This is a genomic window from Edaphobacter sp. HDX4 (assembly GCF_036877565.1).
Taxonomy (GTDB): Bacteria; Acidobacteriota; Terriglobia; order Terriglobales; family Acidobacteriaceae; genus Edaphobacter.
The window spans coordinates 22,310-44,195 of record NZ_JAEDXW010000029.1 but is presented as its reverse complement, the minus strand read 5'-3'; the positions used below and the strand labels follow the sequence as shown (position 1 = coordinate 44,195).

16 protein-coding genes and 1 pseudogene are annotated in these 21,886 nt (G+C 54.6%); 10 read left to right on the top strand and 7 right to left on the bottom strand.

All coding sequences use genetic code 11. The annotated features are described in order from the left end of the window. Positions 1-231 precede the first annotated feature (231 nt). On the bottom strand, positions 232-363 hold the full coding sequence (locus JAO29_RS20620) for a hypothetical protein (protein WP_334270158.1): 132 nt from the start codon (positions 361-363) through the stop codon (positions 232-234). Here JAO29_RS20620 and JAO29_RS20615 point away from each other — a divergent pair. From JAO29_RS20615 to JAO29_RS20570, 10 genes are all read left to right on the top strand, one after another. Further along, a complete protein-coding gene (locus tag JAO29_RS20615; protein WP_334270157.1) occupies positions 362-3,751 on the top strand; it encodes a sensor histidine kinase in 3,390 nt (1,129 codons plus the stop codon). The two genes, JAO29_RS20620 and JAO29_RS20615, sit on opposite strands and share 2 nt — an antisense overlap. Positions 3,752-3,774: 23 nt before the next feature. Next, positions 3,775-4,407 carry a response regulator transcription factor gene (locus JAO29_RS20610; RefSeq protein WP_334270156.1) on the top strand — a complete coding sequence of 211 codons (633 nt, stop codon included), beginning with the start codon at positions 3,775-3,777 and terminating at the stop codon, positions 4,405-4,407. Positions 4,408-4,529: 122 nt separating this feature from the next. Next, positions 4,530-4,910, top strand: a complete 381-nt coding sequence (locus tag JAO29_RS20605) for a hypothetical protein (protein ID WP_334270155.1) — start codon at positions 4,530-4,532, stop codon at positions 4,908-4,910. 936 nt (positions 4,911-5,846) lie between these two features. After that, positions 5,847-6,020, top strand: a complete 174-nt coding sequence (locus tag JAO29_RS20600; protein WP_334270154.1) for a hypothetical protein — start codon at positions 5,847-5,849, stop codon at positions 6,018-6,020. Between the two features lie 109 nt (positions 6,021-6,129). Beyond that, positions 6,130-8,580, top strand: a complete 2,451-nt coding sequence (locus tag JAO29_RS20595) for a hypothetical protein (protein WP_334270153.1) — start codon at positions 6,130-6,132, stop codon at positions 8,578-8,580. A gap of 3 nt (positions 8,581-8,583) precedes the next feature. Then, positions 8,584-9,327, top strand: a complete 744-nt coding sequence (locus tag JAO29_RS20590; protein ID WP_334270152.1) for a hypothetical protein — start codon at positions 8,584-8,586, stop codon at positions 9,325-9,327. After that, positions 9,324-10,310: a hypothetical protein gene (locus tag JAO29_RS20585; RefSeq protein WP_334270151.1), complete on the top strand. Its 987-nt coding sequence runs from the start codon at positions 9,324-9,326 to the stop codon at positions 10,308-10,310. The genes JAO29_RS20590 and JAO29_RS20585 overlap by 4 nt, the downstream gene beginning before the upstream one ends. Further along, positions 10,311-11,561, top strand: a complete 1,251-nt coding sequence (locus JAO29_RS20580) for a CDP-alcohol phosphatidyltransferase family protein (protein ID WP_334270150.1) — start codon at positions 10,311-10,313, stop codon at positions 11,559-11,561. It begins immediately after the preceding gene. Further along, complete coding sequence (locus tag JAO29_RS20575) at positions 11,558-12,301, top strand: phosphocholine cytidylyltransferase family protein (protein ID WP_334270149.1); 744 nt, start codon at positions 11,558-11,560, stop codon at positions 12,299-12,301. The genes JAO29_RS20580 and JAO29_RS20575 overlap by 4 nt, the downstream gene beginning before the upstream one ends. A gap of 2 nt (positions 12,302-12,303) precedes the next feature. After that, positions 12,304-13,149, top strand: coding sequence for an endonuclease/exonuclease/phosphatase family protein (locus JAO29_RS20570; RefSeq protein ID WP_334270148.1), 846 nt, complete (start codon positions 12,304-12,306; stop codon positions 13,147-13,149). A gap of 316 nt (positions 13,150-13,465) precedes the next feature. Here the strand turns inward: JAO29_RS20570 and JAO29_RS20565 are convergent, their stop codons facing one another. The 6 genes and pseudogenes from JAO29_RS20565 to JAO29_RS20540 all read right to left on the bottom strand — a co-directional run bounded on the left by JAO29_RS20565 (position 13,466) and on the right by JAO29_RS20540 (position 21,878). Further along, a complete protein-coding gene (locus JAO29_RS20565; RefSeq protein WP_334270147.1) occupies positions 13,466-15,139 on the bottom strand; it encodes an FAD-dependent oxidoreductase in 1,674 nt (557 codons plus the stop codon). Beyond that, on the bottom strand, positions 15,123-16,550 hold the full coding sequence (locus JAO29_RS20560; RefSeq protein WP_334270146.1) for an NAD(P)/FAD-dependent oxidoreductase: 1,428 nt from the start codon (positions 16,548-16,550) through the stop codon (positions 15,123-15,125). The genes JAO29_RS20565 and JAO29_RS20560 overlap by 17 nt, the downstream gene beginning before the upstream one ends. A 67-nt stretch (positions 16,551-16,617) precedes the next feature. Next, complete coding sequence (locus tag JAO29_RS20555) at positions 16,618-16,911, bottom strand: hypothetical protein (protein ID WP_334270145.1); 294 nt, start codon at positions 16,909-16,911, stop codon at positions 16,618-16,620. Between the two features lie 84 nt (positions 16,912-16,995). After that, positions 16,996-17,573: pseudogene (locus JAO29_RS23675) on the bottom strand (DUF4136 domain-containing protein). A 196-nt stretch (positions 17,574-17,769) separates the two neighbouring features. After that, positions 17,770-18,234: a hypothetical protein gene (locus JAO29_RS20545; RefSeq protein WP_334270143.1), complete on the bottom strand. Its 465-nt coding sequence runs from the start codon at positions 18,232-18,234 to the stop codon at positions 17,770-17,772. Between the two features lie 5 nt (positions 18,235-18,239). Further along, positions 18,240-21,878 carry an efflux RND transporter permease subunit gene (locus JAO29_RS20540; RefSeq protein WP_334270142.1) on the bottom strand — a complete coding sequence of 1,213 codons (3,639 nt, stop codon included), beginning with the start codon at positions 21,876-21,878 and terminating at the stop codon, positions 18,240-18,242. Positions 21,879-21,886 lie beyond the last annotated feature (8 nt).

The window sequence follows — 21,886 nt, the reverse complement described above, 5'->3', positions numbered from 1 at the left end:
GGAGAACTAGCCGAGTTGGAATGGCATATGAGCACATTAGGGTCACACCATGCGGTGCGAACAAACAGGTTATGCCGTGCTTGACGCCGCGTGGTAGGATTTACTCCCCAATTGACACTCAACAATTGCGGCTCCGCGTACGGGAACGATGGAAAGGGCATAGCTACATCGCTCTTGTCCGGGCAAAGGCCAGAGAGACACTACGGACTACGCGCAATGCGGGCGCCCGAGCTAGTAGGCGACAACTGGTGGTTCGAGCGAAGTAGCGCCGGCATCGAAGTGGAACTTCGGCTCCCTGCCGCGATTGCCTACACGACCGGGCCGGAGGCGTTCGCGGTTCTCGCAAAGTTTCGGAGAAGGCATGATCACCATCCGGCGAAATAGAAGGCCAGTCTTGCGACGAGCGAGTAGGATCTTGCTCCTGTGCACGATTATCGTTTCCTATGCCGTAGCAGCCGAATCACGGCCTGAAAAAGTTGTTATTGTCCACGGCAGTGACACACGCTCGGCCCATGGAGCTACGAAGACCGGCCTTCGCCGGGACTCTAAAGCTAGAGATGACGAGAGTCCTCACCTGTGGCAGGATGTCCACCCTCCGGGCATCCATGCTCGGGCGAGCGACTTGAAATTCACTCACCTCACCACTAATGATGGCTTGTCTCAAGGATATGTTGTTGCGATTTTGCAGGATCGCAGGGGTTTCATGTGGTTTGCCACCCGAAACGGCCTCAATCGATACGACGGCAACGACTTCGTCGTATACAAAAACAACCCGAATGATCCAGGTACCTTGAGTTCTAATTTCATTCAGGATCTGATGGAAGACGATCACGGTCATTTGTGGATCGCCACCAACACCGGGGTGAACAACTTCGACCCTGCAACGGAACGATGTACCCGTTACCTTCATGACCCCAAAAACCCAAACAGCCTCAATGGCGCTTCGGTTAAGAGCATCGCCCAAGACAGTCGTGGTTTTCTCTGGTTTGGAACGGAAGACGGCGGCCTCGACAAGTTTGATCCGACCACCCGAAAATTTAGCCATTATCTGAATGACGACGACGGCCAGTTTGTGGGGAGGATCGGTCAAGTTATTGCGGCCAGAGATGGGAGTATATGGTTCGTCGGTGAGCGGGGTCTGTTCCATGTGAACCAGCAAGCAGGGCAGATCACTCGTCCGCCTGACACCAGGAATGGCCTAAGCGCAGACAGTGTGTTTGAAGACGAAGCCGGCAACTTATGGATGCTGACCAATTCCCCGATCGTCGGGCTCGTTAGATATGACAGACAGGCAGCGCGCTTGACGAGATACCCACTTGAGCCCCGTGCTGTCGGCGTCCTGGCATCGACCGCCAACGGCGGATCCCTGAATGGCAATCTGGTGGCTGACGGCCAGAATGGACTATGGGTGCCGTCCAGCCTAGGCCTGTATTACTTCGACCGCCGAACAGATCGTTTCACATTCCGGCTTCAGCACGACGAAACCAAGTCGGATAGCCTCGACAGTAACGCCATTTTCTCAGTCTATCGAGATAGGGGTGGCGTGCTGTGGGTGGGAACGGAGAACTCCGGGCTTAACATCCTTAATCCCCGGCAGCAACAGTTCATGCTTTATAAGCATCGCCCCGCCGACCCCACGAGTGTCTCACCGGGCAGAGTCAAGGCGATCTATGAGGATCCGGCTGGCTTTCTGTGGGTAGGCTTGTTTCCTCGCGCTCTCGATGGAATCGATCGAAAGACCGGCAAAATCACCCATTACATACCCAAGCCAGGCGACACGAAGACGCTCTCTGAAGGCACCAACGTAGATAGCATTTACAAAGACCAATCTGGTTATCTCTGGGTCGCTGGCGGGGGCAGCGGTCTGGATCGGTTCGATGAACGCACCGGGCGTTTCAAGCATTACCGGCACAATCCTGATGATCCCAGCAGCTTGATCTCTGATAACGTCTACACGATCTATGGAGATCGAAAGGGCCTGATGTGGGTGGGGCAAGCGGGCGGTCTAAGCCGCTTCGATCCCGCTGCGGACCGGTTTACCAATTATCAGCCTGTTCCGGATAATCCAGCCAGCCTCGAAAATACCGTCTGGATTATTGATGGAGATCCATTGGGAAGGATTTGGTTAGGGACGTGGGGCGGCGCGCTGATACGTTTCGACGAGAAGACGAGGACATTTGTGACTTATCCGCCTGACCCGCGCGACCCTCACAGCCTCAACGGCGGCGGCATCAACGCCATCCTGGAAGACCGCACTGGAACCCTGTGGGTGGGAGCGATGGACGGATTGTATCGGTTCAATCGGGGAAATGGAGCGTTCACCCGTTACACGGAAAACGATGGCCTGCCCAGCAGCACGATTCGCTGCATTCTCGAGGATGGGGTTGGTAGCGTTTGGCTCAGCACCCAGCATGGCGTATCCCGCTTTGATCCGCAGAGGAAAAGATTTAGAAACTACGACGTATCCGACGGCTTGCAGAGCAATGAGTTCAGCACCGGTTGTTATCAAGGCCAAGATGGCGAGATGTTCTTTGGCGGCAGTAATGGCTTCAATGCATTTTTTCCTGACAATGTCCGCGACAATCCCTATGTGCCACCGGTCGTGATCACCAGCCTCAAAATATTCAACAAAGCCGTGCCCATCGGTCCTAAATCGGTACTCAAGAAAGCCATCACTTATCTGGATTCGTTGACTCTCTCCTACCGCGAGAATGTTTTTTCCTTTGAATTCGCGGCGTTGAGTTACGCAAATTCCCAGAAGAATCGCTATCGGTATAAGCTCGAGAACTTCGAACCTGGCTGGAACGAGGTGGATAGCAAGCAGCGCGTGGCTACCTACACCAACCTCGACCCTGGCAACTATGTTTTTTACGTGCAGGGATCGAACAGCGACGGCGTGTGGAATCAACAAGGGGCATCGTTGATCATTTTCGTGAGGCCCCCCTGGTGGAAGACAACGTGGTTTCGCGTCCTATGCTTGTTCTTTGTCCTGACTTTGCTATGGGCAGCCTACCGGTGGCGTTTACGACAGTTGCATCTTCAGTTCGAGATGACCCTGGAAGCGCGTGTCAGTGAGCGCACACGTATTGCACGTGATATTCACGATACTCTGCTTCAAAGTTTCCATGGGTTGTTGCTGCGGTTCCAAATTGTTTCCGAGTTATTGCCGGAACGGCCAGTGGAAGCGAAGGACCAGCTAGATCGAACGATCGACCGCGCCGCCAATGCGATCACCGAAGGCCGGGATGCCGTCCAAGGACTGCGCGAGTCTGCGCTCGAAACGAACGACCTTGCACGAGCGATAACTACGCTGGGCGAGGAACTTGCTGCTGAGGCAACGAACGAGGAGTCTCCGGCGCTTCGCGTCACTGTTGAAGGCGAGCCACGCGATTTGCATCCCATTCTGCGGGATGAAATCTACAGAATAGCCGCTGAATCGCTGCGAAACGCGTTTCGGCATGCCCAGTCGCGGAAACTCGAGGTGGAAATCCGATATGACGACCAACAGTTCCGGGTCCGCATAAGGGACGATGGAAAAGGCATAGATACGACGGTTCTGTCCGGGCAAGAACCTGAGGGACATTACGGTTTGCCGGGCATGCGGGAACGCGCCGGGCTGATAGGTGGCGAACTGGTGATTTGGAGCGAAGTGGGCGCCGGTACCGAAGTGGAACTTCGGATCCCTGCAGCTGTGGCCTATATCACAGCTGCCAAGAGGTCGTGGGTAGCGGAACTGATGGCCAGAAAATAATGGTGTGAATCAGGAGATCGGAAATGAGCACGAGCGCCCGTCGAATTCGAATTCTTGCAGTCGATGATCATCCCATCGTTCGCGAGGGGATCGCCGCATTGATCGCCATTCAGCCGGACATGATTCTGGTCGGCGAAGCGTCAGATGGCCGTGAAGCGATCCAGCAGTTCAGGACGCATCAGCCGGATCTTACTCTGATGGACGTGCAGATGCCGGAGATGAACGGGCTTGATGCTCTGATGGCCATTCGCGGTGAATTCCCGGATGCGAAGATCGTCATGCTGACGACTTACAAGAGTGATATACAGATCGTTCGGGCGCTCAAGGCGGGCGCCCAGGGCTATCTGCTGAAAAATGCGTTACACAAGGAGCTACTGGCGACTATTCGGGCGGCACATGCGGGGAGGAAGACTGTCAGCCCCGAGGTTTCGCTGGAGATTGTCGAACATGCGACCGACGAAAGCTTGACTCCGGCCGAGATCAACGTACTTCGATTGATTGCCAAAGGAAGTGCTAACAAGGAGATTGCCGATCAGCTCTCCACGACGGAAGAATCAGTTAAAAGCCGGGTGAAAAACATCCTTTCCAAACTAGGGGCAAACGACCGAACTCACGCGGCCACAATCGCCCTGAAACGGGGAATTATCGAACTGTAGCCCTGGGCTCGCCTCTCGTTATCCAGCCGGCCGCCTCGAAAGAGGCGTCGTCAGGGCTCTTTGTGGGGCTCTATTCCATTGAGATTCCTACGAACATGGATAGCATAGTCGAGGGGTGTCGAATGCGACGTTTGTATTCCACATTTGCCGGAGGTTGGCCTGGTATCGGTCTCATTCTGATACGGCTCGGTGCCGGCGTTGCCATAATGAATAGCGTAGGTTCCGTCTTTCTGGGTAATCCGCCTGTCCCTGAGGCAATCGTGGCCATCCTCCTTGCCGCGGCAGCGCTTCTTCTCGGCGTCGGTTTCTGCACACCAATTGTGGGTACGCTGCTGGCGCTCATCGAGAGTTGCAGCGTTTTTATGAGACCTTCTGCGTGGCTGCTTCACCTTTTGATCGCGATCTTCGGTTCTGCCCTAGCGATGTTGGGACCGGGACTATGGTCGATCGATGCTCGCTTGTTCGGATGGAAGCGCATCGAGCCCTTGCCACATAAGAGCTAGCCGCCACAAATTGAAAGAGATCAGCCTCTTCCTCGAACAAGCCCCCCTTGCCTTCAGAACGAGGTGGCCACTTGCCACAACGTAGGTCCTAGTTTCCCTCAAAGCGGAGCATCGCGAAATCCGGCCCGGGTACAGAATGACAAGCAGATAGATGTAGTCGCCGAATCGAGGAAATGAGATCAGGTCCTTCCAAACTCGAGGCAGAAGATGAGAAAAGTGAATGTACACAATCCAGCACAACAGCGAACAATATGCCGTTGTGACGCGTACGAGTCTCCGCTAAAGCTCTACGTTTCCGGCGTGCACCTCTCTTCGCGGAATTCGGCTCGACGGTCCGATTCGTTGAAACGATGCCTTCGAGATTGACGAACGGATCGCAGTCTTGCTCTAGTCCGATACTCCGGAAGCGATTTTCAAAAACGATGGGTCGCGGCCGGATCGCCTTTGATCAAGCCTCGGCTCCCACCGCCTGTTCTGAAACAAATGGATCTGGGTGATTCACTACATCAGAGAAAACAATCAACCACAAGACCAACTTCACTAATCTTTTGCCGATGAAACCGTTTTCACTCCTCCCCTTGCCGACTGTAGGTTCGGCAAACTTCTGAAAAAGCAGAACCTGTCTCCGCGACCGAAACCGTAAGCCGCCCCGTAAGCTAACGAATGGCTTACGTGTCATTACTCCCGGGCGTTCAGCGTTAGAGGCAAGATTGCTTCATGGAATGAAGCAATCGAAACGCCTGCTTGGCCTTGCGGACCGTGACTCCAACTCTCTCTAAGAGATTGTCCCCAGCAATCAAATCTTCAAGCTCAGAAGAGGCCGCTATTCGCCTCCCAAAGAGTTTGCCATTTGCCTTGTCCTGGGGCTGTTCCCAAACGGAACTCGTCGCACAATGCAAGAAGTCGCCGGTTCATTGGCATTAGGAGGACAAACACATGACACGCACTCAGCTTGAAATCACTCAGGAAGACATGTGGAGAACATTGGTCTTCGAACAGCGAACCACCCTCACACTCGCGGTTGAGATGCTTTTGCGTTGCCACCTATCTCCCGAACAAATCCTGGCCAAAACGGCGATGGCTCTGGAAGGCTCACACCTCGATTCGTGAGGTTTGCGACGACATGAACACGTTGATGGGCGAAATTCGTTTCGAGCCGAGACTGTCGTCTACATGCGCAAGAAATCCTACGCCGGCTCCAAGCACAAAGAGGATCAACATGACACACAAACTCGTGGCAACAGTAATCGCTATCGGACTGCTTGTAGCTTGTGTCTCTGCTCAGAGCACCCGGCAGGCTACCGGCACCGTTGACGGTGCGGTGTTTACGGTTGATGCAAACGGAGTGCACGCTGTCGTATCCACCGCACAAATTTCGTTGGACGGTCCTACACACATTGAGACTAAGAGTGATGTCGGAGGCAAGTTCGCATTCAATGCAGTTCCTGCTGGGGCGTACACGATTAACGCACAAGCACTCGGCTTAACTGGGAATCGGACCATTAGGGTTGCAGCCGGCTCTACTTCAGAAATAGCGTTGGAAATGAAAGTCGATGCCGTTGTGGAGTCGACCACGGTCACCGCCAGTACTGATCAGATAGACCCCAAAGAGTCTCCTGGAACGACCACGCTCGGCGAGTCGACTATCAGGAACATGCCCAATGTCGATGAGCGTTTCAGCAGTTTGTTGCCCCTGATTCCGGGCGTAGTTCGCGGTCCGAGTGGCTTAATCAACATGAAAGGCGCTCATGCATCACAGAGCGGATCGCTTCTCAACAGCGCTGACGTAACCGATCCAGCTACGGGCACTGCTGCACTCAATATTCCCATCGATGTGGTTTCATCCGTGCAGGTTCTCTCAACGCCCTACAACCCCGAGTATGGAAAGTTCACTGGCGCCGTTTCGAATGTCGAGACGCGGCCGGGGAGCTTCAACAAGTTTCGGTACTCCGTTCAGAATCTGCTTCCGCGTTTACGGAGAGTTGATGGGTCAATCATGGGCATTGCCGCGGCGACACCCCGAGTCACCATCTCCGCTCCGATTGTGAAGGACCGTCTTGCCATTACCCAATCGCTGGAATATCGCTATGAACGCGACCAGGTATATAGTCTGCCGCCACTCGAGGCGTGGAATCGTTCCGAAAACTTCAATTCTTATACGCAAATTGATGCCAACATTACGAAAAAGCAAACCGCCACTGCATCGTTTGCCATCTTTCCGCAAAAGCTCGATTACTACGGGCTGAACACTTTTACACCGCAGGAGAGCACGCCCAACTTACATCAGCGTGGATATCAGGAGTATCTGCAGCATCGCTATGTTACGGACTCGGGCAATCTGCTGACGTCACAGGTGAGCTTCAGAAAACTTGATGCTGATCTGTTGCCGAACAGCAATGAACCCTATCAACTTCTTGTTGAAACCACCAAGGGCGGTTTCAACAACCACCAAGACCGTAATACGACGCGGACAGAATGGGCAGAAGTCTTCCGTTCCCGCCCGTTCCACTACCTTGGATCGCATGAACTCGATGCTGGCGCAAACTTCGTGCACAGTTCCTATGATGGGCGTCAGGAATTTCTCCCGGTAGAGATTGTCGGGGTTGCCAACTATCCTCTGGAGCGAATCCAGTTTGGGCCAACTTCAACCTTCTCCATTCACCAAAACGAGACGGCCTGGTTCCTTGGCGACAAATGGACTGTTTCTAATCGTCTGACGTTCGATTTGGGACTTCGCTTTGATCGTGACTCGATCACAGATTCTGTGAACACGGCTCCTCGCGCCGGGTTCGTCCTTGCACTGACAGCCGATGGGAAAACAATGCTCAAAGGCGGAGCAGGGTTCTTCTACGACCGGGTTCCACTCAACGTCCCAGCATTTGGTTATCTACCGGGTCGTACAGTGACTCGACTGAATCCAGCTGGTGAGGTCATCCGTTCTACAAGATATTCGAACGTCATCTCGAACGGTCTCGAAAATCCGCGCAGTGAAGTCTGGAACCTCGAACTCAATCGTGAGGTTACGAGCAATCTTCTGATCCGAGTGGGGTATCAGCAGCGCAATACAGTCCACGCGTACTACGTCAATCCCATTGCGTCAGGATCGACTGGCGACCTTTCGTTATCGAACCGCGGAAGCGACATCTACAAAGAATTTCAGGTCACGGGCCAATATCGAATTCACCATAGCACCCTGAACGCCTCGTACGTCCATTCGCGCGCATACGGTGACCTAAATGATTTCAACCAATTTTTCGGCAACAACCCTCTGGCGGTGATTCAACCTAATCAGCGCGGTCGTTTAGGCTTTGACTCGCCTAATCGGGTCCTGTTCTGGGGGGAGATTGCCGCACCGTGGAAATTGACGATCTCTCCCGTAGTCGATATCCACAATGGCTTCCCTTACTCAACGGTCAACCAGTACCGCGAATTCGTGGGACCGAGGAATGAATCGCAATTCCCTCGTTTCGTTTCGACCGACCTACAGGTCTGGCGCCGTGTTCGTCTGCCCGTAAAGGAGAGCCACGCCCGGGTCGGATTTGGTGTCTACAACGTCTTCAATCGCGACAACTACCGCGATGTTCAAAACAATCTCGACAGCTCTCGGTTCGGCCAGTTCTTCAACGGGCCCAGCCGGACCTTCCACGGCAAATTCGTACTGGAGTTTTAAATCATGAACCTCACTATCAAGATCGTCTTCTCCACTTTGGCAGTCTTGCTTTCCGGAGTGCCGAGTGCTTTATCCCAAACCAGCGATTCGCTTCCATCCGCGGATGACGTCGCCGCGAAGATGATGCAGGCTGATGCCGAGCGCAGGTCTGAATTAGCAGGGTACACAGCCATGCGCCGTTATGTCGCCGTCAACCAGAACCGGCACGCCGAGATGGTGGTGCGCGTCGAGTGCTCTCCTGATGGCGCGAAGCACTTCACGGTGATCTCCGAAGAGGGATCAAGCGCGATCCGCAAGCATGCTCTTTATAAAATGCTGAGCGAGGAGAGTATGGCGTCACGCCGCGAAGCCCGCGAGGGCAGCCGTATCACGCCTGCGAACTACAAATTCAACATGCTTGGGCAAGACACTCTCGACACCGGTCCCGCATATGTACTGGCGATCGTTCCCAAAACCGACAACAAATACCTGATTGAAGGAAGGATCTGGGTCAGCGCGACGGATTACTCGATCGTTCGCGTCGAAGGCAAGCCTGCACGAGATCCGTCCTTCTGGGTTCATGACGTGCATTTCGTTCACACGTATCAGCGAGTTGGTCAGTTCTGGTTTGCCTCGTCAACCCACAGCACGAGCGAGATCCGAATCTTTGGGCGCTCCGAACTGACCATCGAAAACTCTGATTACGCGCTCAACCCACCGAAGAAACATACAGCGGAAGCAGATACGGTAGCGAGACTGGTCCAATGAAGAAAGTTCAGCTCATTATCGCATTCGCTGCACTGGTGCTATTCGCCTGGGCGATCGCTCATGTTGGCCTCTCCACGATAGTGACGCAATTGAAGGCCATGCGGGTTGCGCTACCGATTGTGATGGCCCTGAGTGCGCTTCGCCTGTTCCTGCAGAGCACCACCTGGTCGGCATCACTGAAGGGCGGGAATGTTGCTGTGAATACAAGAACCTTGATCGGAGTTCGGCTGGCTTCGCAGTCAATGGGGTACCTCACAGTTCTCGGTCCGGTTATCTCCGAGCCGATGAAGATCAAACTTCTCGGGACATCCAGCGAACCAACCATTACGGCTACTTTTCTGGATACCGGAGTGTACTGGTTTAGCTCGGCTTTGGTTGCCATTTCAGGCATTGTTTGTCTTCCTCTAATCGCCACTCATGGTGCAGCCTACCATTGGGTTCCGGGTATCCTTGCGCTCGCTCTCGCCATTTTCGCTATTACACGGCGCACTCCCATCCTTCCTGGCGTTGCGCGCGCGCTTGGCCAGCGCGCCCCTTCCTGGCTCACAAGGGCAGAACAATTTGAAAGATCTATTCGAACCTATCGCCTCGAACAGCCTGCATTGGTTAGCCGGATGTTCTGGACAGGCGCGGCGTGCCAACTGCTGATCGCTTCCGAGGTCTTGGTTGTCTTGTGGTCGCTGCATCTACCCATTCATTTCTTCGCGGTTATGGCCATTGAAGGAGTGACGCGTTCATTGAAACTGGCGGGCGGTTGGGTTCCAGCGAGAGTCGGATTTGACGAGGGCGGTGCGATTTCGGCATTTGCGGTCGCCGGGCTTTCGCCTATGAATGGCTTGGGACTGGCCTTGACTCGCCGCGTACGCGATCTCCTTTGGGCCCTGATGGGGATTATCTGGCTTGTTTGGAGTACCCGCAGTCTGCGCCCCCGCCATGCAATCACGCTTCAACACTCCAGCAATTCTTCTGAACGAGGTATTTAGATGCAAGCCCTCATAGCCATTCCTGAATTCGCTAGTGTGATCGATAAACAGAAAGCAGCAGAACTACTGATGCACCCAGTCGCCGGAGTTCCTCTGCTAAAGAGAATTGTTCTCACAGCGAGCCGCGCTGGAGCAACCGACGTTCTTCTGATTTGTCCCGAAGCCCAGGGCCACGCAGTCCCACAGGAATTTTTGCGGGAAGTCTCTCAAGGCGGAAGCAAAATCCGTGTCATTAAGCTTGACAAATTCAATCCCAAAGATCCCTCAGGTTGGGCAACGCTGCACCTGAATGATGAATTCATTTGGGTGCCGTGGAACTGGGTCACAACCAAGCAGTTCCTGAAAAACCTTCCTCTCCTTACCATGACCTCGGTGGACTGGGCTAAGCCTGCTCATATCTCCTTACATGATGTTGTCCACAACGACTCGACATCCACTCTCCCTATTTCTCAAGCTGACGGCATCCGAGTCACGTCAGCGGATGTTACCGAGAGTGCTGAACGCTTTCTGGTCGCACACTCCGGCAAAGTTCTGGATGGGATTCACACGAGCTTTAACCGCCGTCTTTGCCGTCCATTTGTGCGGCTTCTTTCTCATACATCGGTGACCCCTAATGCAGTCACCTTCGGTGGTGTCATCGTCTCGATTGTGTCGGCCGTCGCTTTTGGACACGGAGGCTACCTGTATTCGGTTCTGGGTGCCTTGCTGTTCTACATCGCAGGCCTCTTTGACGAGATGGATGGAATGTTGGCACGAATCAAGTTTGCGGAATCGCCGCGCGGGACATGGCTTGAAGGGTTTGCAGACGGACTTAGTTACCTTCTGTTGTTTGGTGGAATCACCATAGGCCTAAACCACCGATACGGCAGGCCCGCTATCCTGATGGGCATCCTGCTTCTCGTTGGGGCTGCTCTCGCCTTAGTCACTACTTCGCTCCAGCGCCGCCGCGCTACCACGGCCGACCGGCCAAATGAATATCTGGGCAACATGTACCAGCTACTCGATAAGGATTCAGGAAACTGGATCTCTCGTATGGTGCGCCAGCTTCAGGCCTTCGTGAGAAGAGGCATATTGGTCCATTATATTTTCATCTTCACACTCATCGGAGCGCTGCCTCTGATCTTTGTCCTTGCAACACTCGGCGCTCATCTCACCTGGATTCTGACTCTGTATTTCAATCGCAGATTCTTTGCTCAATCGTTCAACACCCGAGCAACACCCACCGCAAGCACAATCAAGGAGGCACTATGAAGGCGGTAATATTAGCTGCAGGTCAAGGTACCAGGATTCGTTCCATTCATGGCGAACATCCAAAATGCCTGATCGAAGTGGACGAAACGACGATCCTGGACCATCAACTCGAAGCACTCTCAATGGCTGGAATCCATGAGGTGGCCATTGTGGTCGGCTACGAGAAGCAACAGATAGTCGCTCACATCAGAGACAGACGACTGAGTGATAGTCAGAGAATTCATTTCATCGAGAATCCGGCGTTCGCGATCACTAACAACATCTATTCGCTTTGGCTGGCAAGTGATTGGCTGCGTGGCGACAGTTTTATCGTCTTGAATGCCGATGTCATCTTTGATCCCGACATTCTAAACTCCGCGGTACAACCCTATGCAGCGATCTCGATGATCGTGGACCCATTGTGGAGGGACGAGACGATGAAGGTGATTATCGAAGGCGACCGGGTGACTCGAATGAGCAAGAAGATTTCGCGAGAGGAGTTCAGCGGCACGTACATAGGACTTACAGTCTTCTCGAGGTCTATACAACAGAGATTTCTCAGCAAGCTGAACGATCTCGTCCTTGCAGAACGTGCAAATGAATTCTTCAATTTAGCTGTGCAGGAACTCGCAGACGAAGGTGTTCACATCGGTTACACGAGCACAGACGGGTTGGCCTGGGCCGAAATCGATGATCCGCTGGACCTGACCTTCGCACAGCAGAGCGTTTTTCCAAACCTCACGGCCGCAAGAATCGCCTGACTATGTCAACTAAAGAGCTCATTGCAGAGAATTTCGCCCCAAGTCAGTGGCTTTCCTGGCCGCGGAGCTCCATACGAGTAGTCGACTGGAACATTGACCGTGGCCTGCAACTTCGATCGATCATAGATTTCCTGGAGGATGCGAACGCAGACATTCTCATTCTTCAGGAAGTCGACATCAATGCTCGACGAACTCGGCGTCTGAACATTGCTCAGGAGATAGCCCGAAAGCTGCGTCTGAATTATGTCTTCGGTCGTGAGTTTGTGGAGCTAACCCAAGGTTCGAACAGCAGCCCTGCTTACCACGGGCAAGCCACACTGTCCCGAGGCCGAATTTCAAACTCGCGGATCATTCGTTTCCAACAGCAGTCCGACTTCTGGAGACCACATTGGTACCTGCCAACACTGGCACCGTTCCAGGAGAGACTCGGGGGAAGAATTGCGCTGGTTTCCGAGATCAACGTCTCTGGTGTTTCACTTGTCTCTTACAACCTGCATTTGGAGAGCCGCGGCAACGACGAATTGCGACTTGCCCAATTGGATGAAGTTTTAAAGGATGCTAGGGCATACAAGCCTGAACGCCTGGTGGTCATCTCGGGCGACCTAAATCTGAATGCATCCAGTCCCTCGCCCGCCGAAGCGATAGCCCGGGCTGGATTCATCCATGCTGTACCAACCGGTCGCCTGGCAACCACTCCTGCACGCCATCTCCTCGAACCTGGCCGGCATATAGATTGGACATTCGTACGCGGTCCTATGCAGACCGACAAGGGACTCGTCCACAACTCAATCAAAGCCTCTGATCATTATCCAATCTCATTCGAGGTCAGTCTTTCCAGTGGGAACTGAAAGGGGTCTGTTCTCGGAGGCTAATTCTGACTGTACGTTGCAGAGTGCATTCTTGTGACACCCACACACGAGGTCGTACCGATGGCCATCTCGGGTCGGAAATTCTCGGTTGATATCACCAATGCCTTGGATCAACCAGCACTCTATCCTCAGCTCTGAGTACCTGTACGGTGGACACAAGAATTCGACTATAGGTATTCAGTGGGATATCGAAGGGCTGAAAGCGTTCTGCAATATCCAGGTCATCGCCGCAAAACGATAACAGGGCGGAGGCAGAGTCTGGATCAGCTTGAAGGATCGTACGCCGTGTGCAGAGTCAGACCGCGTTACTGGATTCGTTCGCTCGAGGCAATAAGGAGAGATACTGATGCACGAAGGCGATCGCCATGCTGCCCTCTCCCACGCTGCTGGAAACACGCTTGATAGAGTTGTAGCGGACGTCGCCAACACAGAAAATACCCGGAAGATTGGTTTCCAGAAGAAACGGAGTGCGATTTGCTGTCCAACCAGTAAAATCGGTAACCTCTCGTCCAGTGCGAATGTAGCCGTCTTCTCGGAGGAGCTGCGTTGGTAGCCAATCGGTTGCTGCATCGGCACCGATCATGACAAAGAGCGCGTCCGCGAGGCGCTGCTTCACTGAGTCTCCTCTTTTTCGTGTACAGATCGTCTTCAAGTAGTCTGTCCCGTCCACAGAGGCGACCAGGGTCTCCGTCTCAACGTGAATGTGGGGCACGAGAGTGATTTGATCGATCAAGTATTGCGACATGGTGCGCTTGAGATCCGCACCTCGGAGAAGCATGGTTACGGAGCTTGCATAGTCCGCGAAAAAGAGAGCCGCCTGGCCAGCCGAGTTTCCCCCACCAACGATGAAGGCACGTTTTCCCGTCACAGTCGACGCTTCTGCACGCGCAGCTCCATATAAGACCCCTCGTCCGATAAAGCGTTCCACACCCTCTGCGTCTAGCCTGCGCCAATTGACTCCGGTGGCTAGAATCACAGTCTTTGTCTCGACTGTTTGCTGACCGTCAAGCACAACGGTGTATGCAGAGCTGGAACACGGACGAATCTCCTGGACCTCTCGGGTAAGAATGACTTCAGCTCCAAACTTCAGCGCCTGCCTAAACGCACGTTGGCTCAGAGCGTCTCCGGAGATTCCATTTGGGAATCCCAGGTAGTTTTCGATTCGAGAAGAGGTACCAGCCTGACCGCCAGCGGCGTCGCGTTCCACCAACAAAACGCGCAGCCCTTCAGAGGCCCCGTATACGGCGGCTGCCAGTCCACCCGGACCCCCGCCAACAATCACCACATCGTAACTCTGAAACTTTGGCACGATTTGGAACCCGAGCGCTTCAGCCATCTTGCGCACTGTAGGGGGATTGCTTATGCAGAATGAACCCTCCACGACAACGGAAGAGCCTGCGGGGTCCGATAGGCTAGACGAAACGAATTCTGGCATTTGCTCACGATTCACCCACTCGTATGGGATCCGGTTCATACTCAAGAAGTTTCGAATGCCTCGGCACTCGTCATCGAATCTCGACCCGACAATCCGCACTCTGCTTGATGGAAGATTCAGCATGTACTTCTGCACGAGTTGTACCCGTTCGTTGAGGGTTTGCAGAATTAGAGCGCTGCACTCAGGAGACCGCCGGATTAACTCCTGGAGGTGCTGCGGATCAAGCCGCGCAAGACGGCAAGTCGTCTTTGCGCGAATCGATGCTGGAGCAGCTGTAGCCATAAGAATGGGCAACTCGCCGAAGAAATCCCCCGCCTTGTGCTCGTCAACTTCTGTTCGCCGGCCCATCACGTCCTTAACGACTTCGGTTGCACCTTCCATAAGCACAAAGAACGAGGTGGGCTCTCCCTCATGTATCAGATACTCGCCCGGCTCCAGATGGAGGTCAGCGGTGTGCTGTGATAGCCACAGAAGGTCCGCTTCCTTCAGGCAGGAAAAGATTTGTGTCTGCTTTAGTTCACGGGAGCTCAGCATACGACGGTTCCTCCTTTCTGCGATGGTGATGCATTGCCGAGATTGATGCTTGAGACACATGGCTGTGCTGCTGGATTCGCGAAGCGTCTTGCCTCGCTGTTTCGAGCACCCGGTTCAGTGAGGCAACATCCTGCAAGGTGAGATACTGGCCGAGGTCACGGTCAAAGACCGCATCGAGAGCCCACTGCAGTCCGACCCTCAGTTTCTTCTCGAGCCTCGGCAGCTTGAGCAGGTAGACGGTACGCCACAGGATCCAACCCACAACCCCAGAGAACTTGAGGCCGAAGATCCTTGCGACACCGGTCCGCCGGCCGATCGTGGCAAGCTGTCCGGGCGCCGTGTACGTGAAGGGCATGGTTCGTTTTCCCTTCAAGCGGGCACAGATGTTCCTTGCTGCATGCCGCCCCGCGCGAAGAGCATGCTGGGCAGTCGGAGGGTAGGGAAGTTTTGAAGCTGGGTCGATGATCGCCGCGCAGTCGCCCACAGCCCATACCCCAGGGGTCTGAGGGACTTCCAGAGTGGGATCAACCACTACTTTTCCCTTTTGCAGGTCCCATGGAATGTTTTTGAGGAGAGGACTGGGCGAAACACCTGCGGCCCATACCAACGTGTCGGTCGGGATGATTTCCCCGTCACTGCACCGCACGGCCCCATCCTCAAAAGCGATCACTTTGGCGCCGAGTTTGATCTCGACCTGACGTTCCGTGAGCTCTTCCTGTGTGTACTGGCCAAGCTCTTCGCCGAGTTCAGGAAGGATCGCCTTTCCGGCGATCAGTACCACGCGAACTTCGCGCGGGTCAACCCGGCCATAGTGCGGGAGGCTCTCACGAGCAAGATCATTGATTGCTCCCACCGTCTCCACGCCGGCGAAACCACTACCTGCAACTACAAAGGTGAGCATCCGCTTCCGCCGCTCAGGATCGGGTTCAACGCTTGCGGCTTCGAGCAGCGCAATCACCTTGGCGCGCAGCATCACCGCATCGCCAAGTGTCTTGATCCCAAGCGCATGTTCGGCTACACCTGGAATTCCCAAATAGTTCGTCTCCGACCCGAGCGCCAGGACCAGGTGGTCGAACGGCAACTCGCGGATAAACACTCCGATTCCGTAAGAGAGCGTCACTTGCCGGGCTACAATGTCGATCGCTTTGATTTCCCCGCTCAAAATGGTTACATGCCGAACCAGCTTGCGGAGAGGATTGCAGATTTGGGCCGGCTCCAGATCTCCGGATGCCACCTCATCAAGCATCGGTGTAAAGAGAGTGAAGTTATCTCTACTGATGAGGGTAACCTCGACATCGCCACGTTTTGCCGCGGTTCGATCGAGGTATCGCGCCGTCTCAACTCCTGCGAATCCGCCTCCCAAAATGACGATTTGTGTTTTTCGAGTCTTCTCATTGGTTTCATGCATCATGTTCGGGGACCTCAAGGGCAACTTCGAGCTGGTTCGATAGGAAAGAGCACAGCGAGAGAGTCGTTGTTCAGAAAAGGCTCTCGGTTAAGTTGGAAGTGAACCTGATCTGGCCGTTCTTATCGGCAGCCTTCATCCGGATCTCGAAGGCAAATGTGGAGAGCTGTTGCTCCGAGAAGCCTACGACGCGCTCCCTCCCATTCTCATCCGTACCCTGCACGAAGACGACGCCTGCTTCCCCTCGATAAACAAACCTATGGACCGTAATCGCTCCAATGGATGTGTGAAGAATGTAGAGTGCGTCGTCCGGCCTTTGGATAACAGATCGGACTTCACGATATACGTCCCAGAAACGTGCGCTCATAGCTCCTCCTTAGGCTTTACCCCGGTCGCTATTCAGCGGGCAGGGGCCAGGTAGTCTGGCGAATTGAAAGTTCTTCCTCGCCGTCTACTTACCGGGCGGAGGCGGGTAATTCCTGAAAAGTTTGACCGTGGCCTTTTGCAGGATTTGGTAGTTCTTATTCGGGTCTTTCTTGAGGTTGACGGTCTTGCTGGCATCTCCGCGCCAGATCAACTGCTTTCTTGCAGGGTCATACAGGCCCACAACCAGCGTCCCAATGGGGATGGTGGATGTCTGGCCCTGAACCGAGCTGAAGCCGCCCCAGAATGGACCTCCGCCCCCAGCCACCGGTTTCCGAGCTCGACAGATTTATGCTCTTTTTCCTCATGGACGTGGGCCTGGAAGCCCACCAGAAGGTCCCCGCCCTTGTCCACCTTTGTGAGACCTTTCTCTGCGAGCTGTGCGTCGACCGCACGTCTAATGTCCTGATCGAGCAACTGATCATCTGAGACATTGCTACCCCTCATCGATGTGGGGCCAACCGGGAAACTTGGCAAGCCAGCCGGGACGTCGGACTCTGGAGGGCCGCTCTGGGGGATGATCCATTGATAGGTCCGATAGGATTGAAAGTTCGCGCCGCGGTCATAGTTGTAGTGAACTTCCTGTCCCTTGGCGCAGGCGAGCATGAGCAATAAAGATAGTGGCAGTGTCAGATATTTCGTGATTCTCATAGAATTTCCTTTCGATATCAACGCCACACATCGGGTGATCAAGGTCTTAACTCATCAACTGGGAGTCGCAGACAGACAAGAGAAGTCCGCCAATATCCAGTCACTTGTTGGTGCGATGCCTGATCGATGAATCTTGCAATTCTGATTTAGCTCAGGTGCCGAGGCTCACATTTCCAGTGGGAATCCGGTGCACTGAAGTGACGAGGCTGACGAACTCCGGAAATGACTCAAACTCCTCCCTCAAATGCTCCCATTCACGCATAAACAAGGGGCTCCGGAATCTCCGCTCAGCAGAACGCAGCATCAACTCCCACATTTGTTTCGGTATGCGGTGCTCGCGAAATAGAAGATAGGTTAATGAAACAAGAGTGCAGAATCGCATCATCGAGGTAATGACATCCTCACTGCACTCAGGAAGCTCTGGGCCACATGGCAAGCTCATCATCCAGAATCGCGACGTAGAGTTCTTCAGCAGTTCGTCATAGTGAGCATAGAGCGCCAGGAAGATCTGCGTTTTCACCTGCTCGCGGCGATTCAAGACGGCGACAACCAAGCCGAGGCCTCCCATAACCAATGAGAACACCGTCGTGTATTGAATGATCTGTCCAATATTCATAATCGTCACGCGTGTATCCCGGATATTGCAGGCACCTCTGAAGACTTTGCTGAAGCAGCAGAACCGGTGTGCTCTTTGTTTTCCCAACGGATCAACTTCAGGTCCAGTACGACGAAGGAGTAGAGGATCGGCACCAGGCCGAGCGTCACGAAGGTGGCGATCGTCAGGCCACCGATCTGTGCGTAGCAAAGGGGCTCCCAAAGTGGGCCACCGTGAACAGCCAGCGGAAACAGCGCAATCACCGTAGCTGCGACCGTGATCATGACGGGGCGCAAACGAAGGATGCCCGCATCGATCAGCGCCAACGCCAGGTCCTCGCCCTCCTCTCTTCTCTCCTCGATAAACTCAAACAGCACGATGATGTGGCTAACGATCACCCCAATGAGACTGATGATTCCAAGGAACGCCATGAATCCGAATGGTTGTCCCATGATGGCAAGCGCGAAGACGGCTCCGGTGATGCCATAAGGAATGGCCGCAAAGACGATCAGTGGCTTAAAGGCATGCTTGAATTGCGCGAGCAGTGCCAGATAAATGCCGAACACGCAAATCACCAGTACCGTTGCAAGGTCACCAAAGCCGCTGACCTGCTCTTTCTGCTCACCCGCAAAGCGGAAGATAAATCCGTTTGGCATCTGGTTCTGGAACTCTTTCAGCTTTGGCATGGCCGCCGAGATGACCTCCGAAGCTAAGTGACCCTCGGCAGGCCAGCACTGCACCGTGATGGTCCGGTACTGATCGAAGCGTTTGGTCTTCGACGTTACCGGTTCCAGGGAAATCTTCGCCACCTGATCAAGAGGAACTGGAGGCGTGTCCTGCCGCGAGAAGATATAGAGATTGTGCAGATCGGAGAGCTGGGCTCGCTCTTCCATTCGGGTGCGCCCGGTTATCGAAATCTGCTTGTCGCCATCTCTCAGGACACCGGCTGAAACGCCATGAAGGGCCGCATCGATGGAATCGGAGACATCCGCGTTGGTGACATGCGCCATGTTTGCCCGGTCTACTTCGACGTGTACGACCTCTCTAACGCTCGGATCGCCCCAGTCGTCGCGAACTCTGGCCGCGATGGGGATGCCGCGGAAGATCTGCTTCAGCTTCTCGGCTTCTGCTCTCAGGCGCGGCAGATCTTCACCGGAGATTCTCACCTGGACCGGTATTCCCACCGGCTTGCCGGTTTCGAGGGTCCGGGTATCGATGATGGCCCCTGGAATCTGCCTGTCGAACTCCGGCTGCAGGAGGGCTAAAAGAGGGGTTGTGTCATGCGTGTCTTTGGTTCGCAGGATCACCTGAGCGTAGTTTGTTTGCCTGTCCTCAGGTGTCGCGCTGCTCCAGAAACGGGGACCGCCGCCCCCGACAAATGTCGTCATCGATTGCAAGACATCCTTTGGGTGTCCGTGCTCCGGATGACTCTTCCCGTACTCTTCCGCAACCCGGCGGGTGATCGTTTCCACCTGCTGAGCGACCGCGCCGGTCGCGCTTGCAGGAGAGTCTTCCGGCAGCCACACGTCGATGTAAGAGAAATATTGAAGATCCTTAGGGAAGAACTGCGGCTTCAGCATAGAGAACATGACTCCGCCCGCTACCAGCAGAAGCAGCGACGCTGCCAGGCAGAGCTTCCTGTGTTGAATAGCCTTCTTTGCCGTTCGGAAGTACCAACCCGTGAATCCATGCTGCCGCCTTTCCTCGATAGGAGTCTCGACCTTGCTTCGCAAAAGAAACGAGCTGATAAGCGGCAGAAAGGTCACGGAGACTAAAAGCGCGGCCAGGAGCGAACAACTAATAACAATGGGCAGGCTGTAGAGGAACTTGCCTGTATCTCCGGGCAGCAGAAGAAAGGGCAGATACGAGACGATATTCGTCACCGTCGCATACGCCATCGTCTTGAACAATTTCGTCGGCCCCAGCCAGGCCGCGGTGGACCTCGGCTGCCCCTCGCCCAGTTCGCGCACAATCGCGTCGCCTGACACCACTGGAACATCTACCAGCAGCCCAAGGGCGATAATCAGGGAAGCGATTGAGACCTGTTGCAGGTCGATCCCGAGGGTGTTGATTATCCCAAACGTGATGGCCAGCGTAATCGGCATCGAGACCGCAATCAACAAGGCCGTCCGCCAGCTCCAGAAGCCAATAAGGGCTACAACCACCACCAGGACCAACGCTTCAATCAAGCTGTGGCTGAAGAGCTCAATACTGTCGTGTACCTGCAGGGGCTGGTCTGAGGTTCTGGCCAGGACCAGGTCAGGCGGCAATGTCTTCCTGACGCTCTCGAGGTTTGCGTCCACCTGTTCGCCGAAAGAGCTAATCTGTTCGCCCTTTCTCATCTGCACCGAGAGTGTAATCGCGCGTGTTGTGATCCATTTGTCGCTCTCATCGCGGCGCGTGAACCGGTTCAGGAACGAAGGCGGATTATCGTATCCTCTTTCGATCTCCACCAGGTCGCGCAGGTAGAGCGGCGTTCCGTTCGGCGATGCGCCGATGATCACATTGCGCAGATCGTCGATGTTCTTGAACTCGCCGGTGGTGCTGACGCTGACGGTGCGTCCGTGCGCGTTGAGGGTCTGGCCGCTGTCCGGCAAGTTCCGGGCGGCGAGGATGTTGGGCAGATCCGACGGCTTGAGCTTGTACTGCGCCAGGCGCTCCTGCGAGAAATTCAGAAATACGTTCTCGCTCAGGACACCGGAGCGCTCCGCTTTCGACACGATCGGGAGCGTTTTCAGGCTTCGCTGAATCGTGTCGGTAAAGTCGTCCAGATCGCGATAGGTGTATTTATCACCCGCTACGGCCTGAAGCGCTGCGGTGGTGGTGGAAGGGTCGTCGATGATCGCAGGCTTCCATGCATCAGGATGAACCTCATCCGTTTGCAGGTCCTGAGTCGCAAATTTCTTCAACGCCGATTGCAGGTCGGGAGTGCTGAGGTTTGTCGCCAGGTCCACTCCCGTGAAGCCTGCTCCGGAAAACATACGCACATCGGTACAAATATGCTGCGTTGCCATGTCCTGGGCAACCAGGGACAGCTTGCGTTCTATTTCGGCACTCGCCAGAGACTTTGGGAACACGACTACGACGGAACGCCGTGGCTGAGTCTTGGCAGCCAGGCCACTCCGAACCTCCCGGATCTGTGACTCAACCAGCTTGCTCACCCATGCAACCTGCGCCGGGTCCGCCGGCGGACTCGCTACCGTGAGCATCAATGCGGAGGTGTCGCCAAAGTCCTTGATGTATTGAATCGGCCCGGCGCCCTTCGGAAGATCGTGAATAGAATCCAGTCTGATCTTAAGATCGTCCAGTTCCTTGTCACGGTCGTACTTTCCTTTTTCCGCCAGCTCGAACTGAACCATGGCCGAGCCGGTTCTGGAAGCGCTCTTTATCTCCGTGACCCACTGATTTGTAGAGATGGCCTGCTCGATCCTCTTGGTCACCAGTTGCTCTACCTGATCGGCCGATGTTCCCTGCCAGGACACGATGACCAGAGCCTGGCGCGAAGGAACGTCCGGATCTTTCCTCTGCGGCATCTTGAGCACCCCGTAAATGCCCCACAGCAGGGCAACCGCGAGACAGACCCAGGAGACGTGCTGCTGGTCGATAAAGAAGCGGGCGAGATTCTGTTTCTTGTCCATGGACGGCTCGTTGTATTCGTGTGCCATTGCTTGGC